Source organism: Streptomyces durbertensis, from assembly GCF_014156695.1.
Lineage (GTDB): Bacteria > Actinomycetota > Actinomycetes > Streptomycetales > Streptomycetaceae > Streptomyces > Streptomyces durbertensis.
This window is the reverse complement of sequence record NZ_WMLF01000367.1, coordinates 1-5,438: the sequence shown is the minus strand read 5'-3', so window position 1 is coordinate 5,438 and position 5,438 is coordinate 1. Positions and strand designations below refer to the sequence as shown.

The following is a 5,438-nucleotide window of genomic DNA, read 5'->3' as shown; positions in this document are numbered from 1 at the left end:
GTGCAACAGCCGCGGCGTCTACCCCGGCCACACCGAGCTGAACGGCAGCCCGGTCCGCACCTGGCGCGGCATCCCCATGCTGCCGTGCAACAAGATCCCGATCAGCGAGACCAACACCAGCTCCATCCTCGCGATGCGCGTCGGACAGGACAACGAGGGCGTCGTCGGACTGCACCAGGCCGGCATCCCCGACGAGTACGAGCCCAGCCTGAACGTGCGCTTCATGGGGATCAACGAGAAGGCGGTGATCTCCTACCTGGTCAGCGTCTACTTCTCGGCGGCCGTGCTCGTCCCCGACGCGCTGGGCGTCCTGGAGGACGTCGAGCTCTGACCCGGCCAGGGCAGCCCGACGGCCCCGCCGGTCGTCGGGCTGCCCGGTCGCGGCCCCGGTGGGAGAATGGGCGGTGCACCGGCGGGAACCACAGCCGCGGGAGGAGCTTGTATGCGCACCAGGACCGGACTCCTCGGAACGCTCCCACCCGACCAGGCCGAGCGCCTGCGACAACACGGCAGGGAGGTGGCCTTCCCCTCGGGCGCCCGGATCTTCGAGGAAGGGCAGAAGGCCGACCGGTTCTGGATCATCCACACCGGCTCGGTGACCCTCGAGCAGCACGTACCGGGCCGCCGCAACCAGGCCGTGGAGACCATCGGCCACGGGGAACTGCTGGGCTGGTCGTGGTTCTTCCCGCCCTACAACTGGCATCTGAGCGCGGAGACCGACAGCCCGGTCCGCGCCCTGGAGTTCGACGCCGCCGAGGTGCGCGAGCTGTGCGAGGCGGACCACGAACTGGGCTACAACCTCGCCCTCGCCGTCGGCGAGATCATCTCGCACCGCCTGCAGCGCACCCGCACCCGGCTGGTCGACCTCTACGGCCCCCGCGGCCTGTCCTGAGCCGTGGCATGAGCCCACGGCCGGAAGCCGCCGGCCCTCCGTGGCGCCGGACGTGCCTCCTCACCCCTGCGGGTGACACTCTCGCACGGACGGTCCCATTGCCGAGCCGCCCCGGCTCCAGCACCATGTCCCCGTGCTGAACCCCTGGCTGGCGCTCGAAGCGGGGGCGGACCCGGTGGAGCGCGCCGGTGCCGTCCGCCGCGCCCACAGCGCGTTCCTCGCCGACGGCACCGTGCAGGAGCCGGTACGTTCGGTGGTCGCCGACTCCTGGCGGCGCTGCGCCGGCGCGCGGGTGGCCCCGGACGGTATAGCCCGCGTCGAACTCACCGACGCGGACCTGCGGACGCACCGCGCCGAGCACCCGCTCGCCGCCGTCATGCCGCTCATCAGGGAACTGCTCGGCGGTATCGCCCACGACGGCGCCCACCTGCTCACCGTCTGCGACGCGGCCGGCCGGCTGCTGTGGGTGGAGGGACACGCCCAGGTGCGGCGGCGCGCCGAGTACATGAACCTCGTCGCCGGCGCCCGCTGGTCCGAGAGCGAGGTCGGCACCAACGCGCCCGGCACCGCCCTGGCCGTCGACCACGCCGTGCAGATCTTCAACGCCGAGCACTACTGCACCCCCGTCCAGCCCTGGACCTGCGCCGCGGCACCCATCCACGACCCGGCCTCCGGCCGACTCATAGGCGCGGTGGACATCACCGGCGGCGACCACCTCGCGGCGCCGCACAGCCTCGCCCTCGTCCAGGCCACCGCACGCGCCGCCGAGACGCAACTGGCCGCCCTCGGCCCGATCACCGGCGACCGCCTCACCCTCCAGGCGCTGGGCCGCGACGAGGCCGTCCTGCACGGCGGCCGGACGCACGGCGCCCGCCGGCTCAGCCGCCGGCACAGCGAGATCATGCTGGTGCTCGCCGACCACCCGGAGGGCCTGACCGGTGAGGCGCTGGCCCACCAGCTCTACGGCGAGCGCGACCTGAGCCCGATCACCCTGCGGGCCGAACTCTCCCGGCTGCGGCAGCTGCTCGGCCCGCTGCTGCGCTCCCGCCCCTACCGGCTCGCCGTGCCGGTGGACACCGACGCCTCCCTGGTGCTGCGGTCGCTGCACGCCGGCGACCCGGTCGCCGCGCTCGCCGCCTACCGAGGGCCGCTGCTGCCGCGTTCCGAGGCGCCCGGCGTGGTCCGGCTGCGCCGGCTCGTGGAGACCAGGCTGCGCGGAGCGGTGCTGGCCGCCGGCGACCGGACGCTGCTGGAGGAATGGGTGCGCTCCACCTGGGGCGAGGACGACCTGGAGGCGTGGGAGGAGCTGCACGCCGTCGTGCCGCGGGCCGAACAGCCCATCGCCGCCGCCCGGGTGTCCCAGCTGCGCGCCGAGTACGGGCTGCGGCTGCCGCCCCGCGCCGCAACCTTCCCGCAACCTCGCCGCGCCTAGTTTCCTCGCACGATCGGCCGCCGTCGCGGCGGCCGACGGCCGGCAGGGAGGCGCGAGATGAAGTACGCACCACCTGGAAGCGACGGCGCCGTCATGCGGTACCGGACCCGCTACGACCACTGGATCGGCGGCGAGTACGTCGCCCCGGCGCGCGGCGGCTACTTCGAGAACCCGACCCCCGTCACCGGGCGGACCTTCACCGAGATCGCCCGCGGCACCGCCGAGGACGTCGAACGCGCCCTGGACGCCGCGCACGCCGCCGCGGGCGCGTGGGGCCGCACCCCGCCCGCCGAGCGCGCCCTCGTACTCAACCGGATCGCCGACCGCACCGAGCAGCACCTGGAGGAACTGGCCGTCGCCGAGAGCTGGGAGAACGGCAAGCCGGTGCGGGAGACCCTGGCGGCCGACCTGCCGCTGGCGGTGGACCACTTCCGCTACTTCGCCGGTGCGCTGCGGGCCCGCGAGGGAAGCCTGTCGGAGCTCGACGAGGACACCGTCGCCTACCACTTCCACGAGCCGCTCGGAGTCGTCGCCCAGATCATCCCGTGGAACTTCCCGCTGCTGATGGCGGCCTGGAAGCTGGCGCCGGCGCTCGCGGCGGGCAACGCCGTGGTGCTCAAGCCCGCCGAGCAGACCCCCGCCTCCGTCCACCACTGGATGAGCCTGGTCGCCGACCTGCTGCCGCCCGGCGTGGTGAACATCGTCAACGGCTTCGGCGAGGAGGCCGGCGCGCCGCTGGCCGCCAGCCCCCGCGTCGCCAAGGTCGCCTTCACCGGTGAGACCGCCACCGGCAGGCTGGTGATGCGCGGCGCCTCGGAGAACCTCACGCCCGTCACCCTGGAACTCGGCGGCAAGAGCCCCAACATCTTCTTCGACGACGTCTCCGCGGAGCACGACGACTTCCGCGACAAGGCGCTCGAGGGATTCACGATGTTCGCCCTCAACCAGGGCGAGGTCTGCACCTGCCCGTCACGCGCGCTGGTCCAGCAGGGGCACTACCGGGACTTCCTCGCGGACGCCGTGGCGCGCACCGAACTGATCGTCCAGGGCGACCCGCTGGACACCGGCACGATGATCGGCGCACAGGTGTCGGCGGAGCAGACCGCGCGCATCCTGCGCTACCTCGACATCGGACGGGAGGAGGGCGCCCGGGTGCTCACCGGCGGCGAACGCGCCGAACTCCCGGGCGACCTGGCCGGCGGCCACTACGTAAGGCCCACCGTCCTGGAGGGCGCCAACCACATGCGGGTCTTCCAGGAGGAGATCTTCGGCCCGGTGGTGGCGGTCACCGCGTTCCAGGACTTCGCCGACGCGGTGAAGACGGCCAACGACTCGCTCTACGGGCTGGGCGCCGGCGTGTGGACGAGGGACGCCGGCACGGCCTACCGCGCCGGCCGGGCCATCCAGGCCGGCCGGGTGTGGACCAACTGCTACCACGCCTACCCGGCGCACGCCGCGTTCGGCGGCTACAAGCAGTCGGGCATCGGCCGGGAGAACCACCGCATGATGCTGGACCACTACCAGCAGACGAAGAACCTGCTCGTCAGCTACTCCCCGAAGCGGCTCGGCCTGTTCTAGTCGGCGCGCGGCCCGGCCGGAACGCGGCCCGGCCCGTTCCGGCCGACCACGCGGCCCCGGGCCGCACCAGACCCGCCGCGCGCCCTGCCCGTGGCCCGGTCGCGGCTCGTCCGCCGACCGGGCCGACGGCGGCGGACAGGGCGCGCGGCGCTGTCGTGCAACGAGGGCGGGCCGGTACCCGACTGTGTGTCGCGTACCGGCCCGCCCTCGTGTTGAGCTGAGCTGGACCACCCCCGTGGCGCCGGCTCAGTAGCCGGAGTTCGGATGCGGCCGCCCGTAGGGGTCGTCGTATCTGCCCTGGGCCACCGGCTGCTGCGCCATCGGCCGGGGCGGCGCCGGGCGGGGCGCCACCGGCCGCATCTGCGGCTGCTGGTACTGCTGCTGGTACGGGGAGTATCCCTGCTGCGTGGGATAGCCGCGGTCGGCCGGCTGCTGCGGGATGTAGGGCGCCGGGGCCTGCTGGAGCGGCGCGTGCGGCTGCGCCGGCGAGGGGTGGCCGCCGTAGCCGCGTTGCGGGGGAGCCGACGCCGCGGACGGGCCGGAGGCCAGCGCGGGCAGCGCCGACGGAAGCGCCGGCAGGCTGCTGCCGGTGCTCTCGTAGGCGGCGGGGACACGAATGGGGGCGATCTGCGGAGTACCCCGCTCGGCCACCAGGCTGTCGTAGATCGGCGTGTCGGCGAAGGACGGCGAGGAGTAGTAGCCGCCGCCGTAGCCGCCAAAGGAGGAGGGGGAGGTCATACCGCATAAGTTAAGCGGAAGAAGCGCTCCCTGAGGAGTCTGGTTCGGGGGTCATTTTGTGGGTTCACGAACGCCACTTCACCGCACAGCGGACCAATACGGGCAATACGTCCCATGGTTCGAGTCGAGTTCCTGTGACGCCGGGGTGGCGTGCGGATGGCCGGCACCGGGCGCACGGCCCACCGCCTGCTTGGCATAGGTTGGTGTCGGCGATCAGGGACGATCAGGGAAACGAGTGGGCGGCGCGGTCGGCGCGGCCGGCCCGAGGGGAACACCATGACGATGCGCAAGGGTATGAACGTGCCGCTCCCGGCGACGGCGGTGCGGATCGAGATGGGCTGGCGCACCGGCCCCGGCGTCCCCGACGTGGACGCCTCCGCCCTGCTGCTGGCGGCCGGCAAGGTCCGCTCCGACGACGACTTCGTCTTCTACAACCAGGCCCGACACCCCTCGGGAGCCGTCGCCCACCAGGGGAAGACCCCGGCCGGCGGCACGGTCACCGACACCCTCCACGTCCAGCTGGACGCCGTCGAGCCCGCGGTGGAGACGGTCGTGCTCGCCGCCTCCGCCGACGGCGGCACCTTCGGCCAGGTGCCGGGACTGTACGTGCGGGTCCTCGACGCTGCCGGCGGCGCCGAACTCGCCCGGTTCGACAGCGAGGACGCCAGCACCGAGACGGCGTTTGTCCTCGGCGAGCTGTACCGCCGCCAGGGCGCCTGGAAGTTCCGCGCGGTCGGCCAGGGCTACGCCACCGGTCTCGCCGGCCTCGCCACCGACTTCGGCATCTCGGTCGACGAG

5 protein-coding genes and 1 pseudogene are annotated in these 5,438 nt (G+C 73.4%); 5 read left to right on the top strand and 1 reads right to left on the bottom strand.

From position 1 onward, the window contains the following. From GL263_RS20490 to exaC, 4 genes and pseudogenes are all read left to right on the top strand, one after another. A pseudogene (locus GL263_RS20490) lies at positions 1 to 331 on the top strand (Crp/Fnr family transcriptional regulator); the annotation flags it as partial. Between the two features lie 111 nt (positions 332 to 442). Continuing rightward, entirely contained in the window at positions 443 to 892 is a 450-nt protein-coding gene (locus GL263_RS20485; RefSeq protein WP_182857196.1) for a Crp/Fnr family transcriptional regulator, read from the top strand. A 133-nt stretch (positions 893 to 1,025) separates the two neighbouring features. Next, the gene (locus tag GL263_RS20480) at positions 1,026 to 2,324 is read left to right on the top strand and encodes a GAF domain-containing protein (protein ID WP_182857195.1); all 1,299 of its coding nucleotides are present in this window, start codon (positions 1,026 to 1,028) and stop codon (positions 2,322 to 2,324) included. 57 nt (positions 2,325 to 2,381) lie between these two features. Next, positions 2,382 to 3,902 (top strand): acetaldehyde dehydrogenase ExaC, encoded by a 1,521-nt coding sequence (gene exaC / locus GL263_RS20475; protein ID WP_182857194.1) that lies wholly within the window; start codon positions 2,382 to 2,384, stop codon positions 3,900 to 3,902. Between the two features lie 246 nt (positions 3,903 to 4,148). Here the strand turns inward: exaC and GL263_RS20470 are convergent, their stop codons facing one another. Continuing rightward, the gene (locus GL263_RS20470; protein WP_182857193.1) at positions 4,149 to 4,640 is read right to left on the bottom strand and encodes a DUF6643 family protein; all 492 of its coding nucleotides are present in this window, start codon (positions 4,638 to 4,640) and stop codon (positions 4,149 to 4,151) included. A 276-nt stretch (positions 4,641 to 4,916) separates the two neighbouring features. On the opposite strand from GL263_RS20470, the gene GL263_RS20465 reads away from it, so the two are divergent. Further along, on the top strand, positions 4,917 to 5,438 hold a 522-nt coding region (locus GL263_RS20465; protein ID WP_182857192.1), incomplete at its 3' end, for a TerD family protein.